This window comes from Listeria rocourtiae subsp. hofi, from assembly GCF_963575615.1.
GTDB classification, from domain to species: Bacteria; Bacillota; Bacilli; order Lactobacillales; family Listeriaceae; genus Listeria_A; species Listeria_A hofi.
In genome coordinates, this window is the sequence record NZ_CAUYTL010000069.1 from 1 (window position 1) to 5,615 (window position 5,615).

General features: G+C 38.0%; 3 protein-coding genes and 1 pseudogene. 3 read left to right on the top strand and 1 reads right to left on the bottom strand.

Going from position 1 to position 5,615, the window contains the following annotated elements; genetic code table 11:
• Both R8925_RS15620 and R8925_RS15625 read left to right on the top strand, forming a co-directional pair.
• Positions 1 to 2,394: VaFE repeat-containing surface-anchored protein (locus R8925_RS15620; RefSeq protein WP_430536713.1), on the top strand; the 2,394-nt coding region annotated here is incomplete at its 5' end.
• A 659-nt stretch (positions 2,395 to 3,053) separates the two neighbouring features.
• A pseudogene (locus tag R8925_RS15625) lies at positions 3,054 to 3,473 on the top strand (ISL3 family transposase); the annotation flags it as partial.
• A gap of 179 nt (positions 3,474 to 3,652) precedes the next feature.
• Here R8925_RS15625 and R8925_RS15630 read toward each other — a convergent pair.
• Positions 3,653 to 3,853, bottom strand: a complete 201-nt coding sequence (locus R8925_RS15630; RefSeq protein ID WP_036061193.1) for a cold-shock protein — start codon at positions 3,851 to 3,853, stop codon at positions 3,653 to 3,655.
• Between the two features lie 465 nt (positions 3,854 to 4,318).
• On the opposite strand from R8925_RS15630, the gene R8925_RS15635 reads away from it, so the two are divergent.
• Positions 4,319 to 5,344: an Mrp/NBP35 family ATP-binding protein gene (locus tag R8925_RS15635; protein WP_430536714.1), complete on the top strand. Its 1,026-nt coding sequence runs from the start codon at positions 4,319 to 4,321 to the stop codon at positions 5,342 to 5,344.
• Positions 5,345 to 5,615 lie beyond the last annotated feature (271 nt).

A 5,615-nucleotide genomic window follows, 5' to 3' on the forward strand; every position in this document is an offset into this window, starting at 1 on the left:
CTGGACGCTACCCCACATCCATTTACAATTGGAGAAACGGAAGTAACGGTGCCATTTGATTTGAAGATAGCGAATACTAAAACACCAGACCCCGTTGGTTCAGTGGAGCTTTTAAAACAAGATGGGGCAACGCAACAAGCGTTGCAAGGAGCACGATTTGAACTATATGAAGGGAAGTCAGAAGCGCCGGGGGACTTGGTAGGTACGTATACATCTGGGCCTAATGGGAAGCTTTCGGTAGATAATTTACTATATGGAGATTATCATTTTATAGAAATACAAGCTTCAACTGGTTATATTACGGATGGCACTCCAACTGATTTCACCATCGATAGCTCTACCACAACATTGGAATTAGTTATGGATAATTTAAAAGATTATAACCCACAAATTCAGACATTAGCCTTCGAAACAGATACTATGAGCAAAGAATTATATCCAGGTATGGCCACACAAATTAGTGATAGGGTTTCCTATCAAGAACTAACACCTGGAAAAACATATCGCTTAGAGGCCAAATTGATGACAAAAAATGGACTAACGACATTGACACAAGGGACTAAAACATTTACGACTACTGGTGAAGATGGCGAAGAGACAGTCGTGTTAGATTCTTTTGATGCACGTGCGTTGAAAGGGCAACAAGTTGTTGTATTTGAACAAGTCATTGATGTGGCAATAAATGATATCGTAGCAACACATGAAAGTTTGACTGACGCAGACCAAACTGTTACTTTTCTTGTACCAAGTCTTCAAACCTTTGCTTTCGAAACAGAAACGGATGGACAATATGATTTGTATCCACATCCTGATTTGAAACTTAGCGATCGAGTGGTTTATACGAATCTAAACCCTGGAGAAAGCTACACTTTGGAGGCAACGTTAGTGGATAAAGTCGACGGAGCGCTTGTATTTACACAAGGGACACACTCATTTATTCCGACAATGGCTTCTGGAGAGGTCTCTGTACCTCTGAATACATTTGATGCAACACAACTAAAAGGAAATGCCTATGTTGTATTTGAAGTATTAAAAGATGAGAGTGGGCAAGTTATCGCCGAACATAGAGATACGAATAGTTTGACACAAGGTATTTCGTTTGTAGCACCTACTATCGAGACAAAGGCTAGTGACAAAGCAACTGGTGGTAATCAGGTCTTACCAAGACCAGTTACCATCGTTGATAATGTGAGTTATACAAACCTTGATCCGAGCAGAACATACCAATTAGAAGGGATTTTAATGGATAAAGCAACAGGAGACCCTATTCTTGTGAATGGATTTACCGTGACTGCAACAAAAGAATTTGAGCCAGAAGCAACAGATGGCATTACCGCACTTGAATTTGATGTAGACACGTCCAATCTAAAAGGAAAAGATATCGTTGTCTTTGAGACACTGAAATTAGATGGTTTTACAGTAGCATTGGAACATAATATTAATGCTATAAGCCAAACGATTGAAGTAGTTGATCCGTCCATTGGCACGACACTTCAAGATGAAGAAACGGGTACTCAGAATCCTAGCCCAGAAGAGGATATTACTTTAGTAGATACTGTTCATTATGAAGACCTGATTGCTGGTCGCGAATATACTGTAAAAGGTGTTCTAATGAATAAATCAACAGAAGCACCATTGCTTGTTGATGGCGAACGGATAGAAGCAGAAACGGCATTCACACCAGATGCTACGAGTGGTGATGTTGAAGTTACTTTCGCATTTAATGCAAAAGGTCTTGCAGGTCAAGAGGTTGTCGCTTTTGAAGGTCTATATGCGGCTGGACAACTCGTTGCAAAGCACGAAGATATTGATGATGGAAATCAAACCGTGCAGTTTAAGAAGCCAAATCTGAAAACGACAGCAACGGATGTGAACGGTAGTAAAGACATAGAGCCTACAGATAAGCAAGTAGTAGACATTGTGAATTATGCAGATTTAATTTCTGGAAAAGAATACACGGTTAAAGGGAAGCTAATGGACAAAGCAACGGGAGAGCCTATTGTCATTGCAGGAAAAGAAGTTCTTGGTGAAACAACATTCACTCCTGAAGAAGCTAATGGCTCCATAGAAGTTTATTTTGACCTAAATGCTCGTGAATTGGCAGGTAAGGATGTTGTTGTATTCGAGAAACTTTATCGTAACGGCAAAGAGGTAGCCATACATGAAGATATTAATGATGCAGCTCAGACGGTGCACTTCACTCTGTTATCTACCAAACCAGAGCCACCAAATCCTAATAACCCTCCATCAAACAAGCCTGGTACAACAGGTTCAACGGGCATAAATGGCACATTACCTAGTACAGGTGATACAAACTCTCCTTACGGTATCGTCATTGGTACATTGTTAGTTGCTATGGGAAGTGTTTTATGGAGTAAGAGAAGAAGATATTAATAAAAAGTTCTGAATAAAAAATGGGATTAGAAATAGAGGTATGAGCTGGGAAACAATTAGGGGCATCGGCCGAAATTTGATATTTATAGGGTGGGAGTATATTAATTTTCTTGGGAGTATCGATTTCCAGCGCCAGAGGATGCCGTCTTTCAAATCTTAAAACCTTTGGATTTTTTTATAAAATAGAAAGCAAGGTCATCCGTTGCACTGCAATAGGTTACCTTGCTTTTAAAAATTTCTTAGCGTTGTGATTCCGCGTTTTGTTCCCCCTACCCCTATAAGGGGAGTGGTTTATGAATGGATTAGTTATTCTGTTATTAATTGGTTATTGCATATTTCAAGGCATCAATGGTTTTAGGGGCATAAGAAAACGTAAAAAAAATTGATGTGATGTCAATAACTTGGACAAAAATAAATAGAATTTAATTCGCTTTTCTTTCAAAATCGTTTGGTGTCAAGTAGCCTAAAGATTGATGAATACACTTTGTATTATAAAAGCCATAATTCTACACCCAAACAATTACGTGAATTCATTTGTTTTCTCTTGCTTTTTAAACATGATTTCGGTAAAATGGAGGGTTCAAGCTTTAACATCGCACATACAAAGGGATTATAAATGAGACCATCGTTCTAGTGTACCATATAACAATCACAAATACAGCTTTAAACGAGTCCATACGCTAGATACAGCCCAAAAAAGCATCGTTCACTATTATTTAAGCCTACGCCCTGACCTACAAACGGCCTATGCCATCAAAGAAGCCTACCAGGCTTGGTTTGATACCCATAAAGCACAAGAACGTTGTGATGTTCGCCGTTCCTTACATGACTTTTACAAACTGGTAAAAGATAAAAAGTTGCCAGAATTCCTAAAGGCTATCGGCACTTTTGAACGTTGGGAAACAGAGATTATCCATGCGTTTATTTACCCACACCTATCGAATGGCTTTGTAGAAGGCATTAACAATCGAACCAAAGTCATCAAACGCACGTCCTATGGCTACCGAAGCTTCGCAAGATTTCGCGCCAAGATACTTGCACAACACTTTATGGAATGTTTTGATATTTTTGTAAGCTAAAAAAAGGAACGAGCTCTTGATTCTCTAGCTCGAACCTCGATATTTTATCCCAACAATTGACATAGAGCCATTTTAACAAAGCGCGCTATTTTTGTGTACTTATTTCTATCTATAAAAAAGGATGGAACATCCGTTGATTACTAATCAACTCTTGTCCCATCCTCTTTTATCAGCTAAAATTACGCTTTTTCAACGTTAGCAGCTTGAGGTCCACGTTGACCTTCTTCTACGTCAAAAGTAACTTTTTGGCCTTCGTCTAAAGATTTGAATCCTTCACCTTGGATAGCGCTGAAATGTACGAATACATCGTCACCGTTTTCGCGTTCGATGAAACCAAAACCTTTTTCGCCGTTAAACCATTTTACTGTACCTGTTTCCATATCTAAATTCCTCCTCGTGCACACTGGCACATAATATTACTATTCCTGCTTAGCGGTACGAAGTGGAAAGTTATTCACTAATCATTTCTTCACCAACAAAAATAAGTCTAGTTAAATATACCACGCTTTCTTTAATAAAGCAAACATTTACTCTTTGTAAAATCCTTTCAAGAAAAAAAGAATGTATTTCAGCCTCTAAATTAGGTCTAGCAGGTCATTAATTCTTAGTAAAAATTTCATCTCTTGTATAAAAAAATAAGGATTTTGTTTATATAAGAACCTCCTATTTCCTTGAAATGCTACAAAAATTTTGATGTTTCAAAACATGCTAGACGTCTTTCTTCTATATAATATAAAATTTAGAGTATAATTTTTAGGGCAGATTCTTGGAAAAAAAGAGAAGCTACATGGTATAATAAAGAAAGCGCTTATATTTTGAAAGGTAAATCCATAGGGGGCAGTTGCATGCTAAATGAACAACAAATCACAAAGTTATTACAACGTGTAGTAGATCCAGTATTAGAATCTACACTACAAGAAACAGAAGGCATCATGGAAGTGAGTGTTATAAATACAAGTGTAACGCTTCAAATAGCTTTGGCTGATCCAGAGCACAACACAGAAAAGTTCACTACAAACATAACAGAACTTTTAGGGGAATTTGGATGTGAAGATATCCATTTTGAACTAGGCTATCTCCCAGTTTCTAAGATAGAGCAGATGTTAGCCGCGAAAAAAAATATACTGTCACCAGAAAGTAAGACACAATTTATAGCAATTGCTAGCGGTAAGGGTGGAGTGGGCAAATCAACTGTTGCAGCCAATCTTGCAGTAGCATTGAAGCGAACAGGGAAGAAAATCGGTTTGCTAGACGCTGATATATACGGATTTAGTCTGCCAATACTGATGGGTACGAAAGATACTCCCAAGACAGTAAACGAGAAAATTGTCCCAGTAACTACATATGGCGTACAATTAATTTCTATGGATTCTTTTGTTGAAGATGGTGAACCAGTTATATGGAGAGGTCCGATGCTTGGAAAAATGATCAAAATGTTCCTAGAAGATGTGAATTGGGACGCTCCGGACTATCTAATTATTGATTTACCACCCGGCACAGGAGATATTGCGCTAGATATTCATACGCTATTACCAACCTGTAATGAATTAATTGTCACAACACCTCACCAAGCAGCGGCAACTGTTGCAGCAAGAGCAGGGATTATGGCGATGAAAAATGAACATCATATTTTGGGAGTTATTGAGAATTTATCCTATTATCAAACAGAGTCAGGCGAGAAAGCACATTTATTTGGAGAAGGTGGCGGGGAAAAAGTAGCGACTGAACTAGAAACAGAGTTGTTAGGTGTATTTCCAATAGAGCAACCAGAGCACAATAGAAATGGCTATTTGTCAGGCGTTTATGAGGCGGAAAGCGCGCAAGGAGAACGTTTTCTAGAACTTGCAAAAAAAATAAATGACTATTTATAAAAAAATATGCAAAAAACTATTGACGTTTAGATAAATAGTTGGTATATTTATAAACGTTGCTGATGCACATAACGCAAAATGCAATTTACGAGATTGACCTTTGAAAACTGAACAGAAACAAAGATAAAACCAATAGAGACAGTGATGTTTCTAGGTAAAAATCGCAGGACGGAAATAGAAAGCTATTTCCAAACAAGTACTAGTAAAGAAATTTGCTAGCGAAGTCAATTTGACGCAAGGATCTTATTCACGGTGTTGAATAAGTATTCAA

Coding starts and splice junctions, on each gene's coding strand:
- R8925_RS15630 (WP_036061193.1), bottom strand. CDS start 3,853: ATGGAAACAGGTACAGTAAAATGGTTTAACGGCGAAAAAGGTTTTGGT.
- R8925_RS15635 (WP_430536714.1), top strand. CDS start 4,319: ATGCTAAATGAACAACAAATCACAAAGTTATTACAACGTGTAGTAGAT.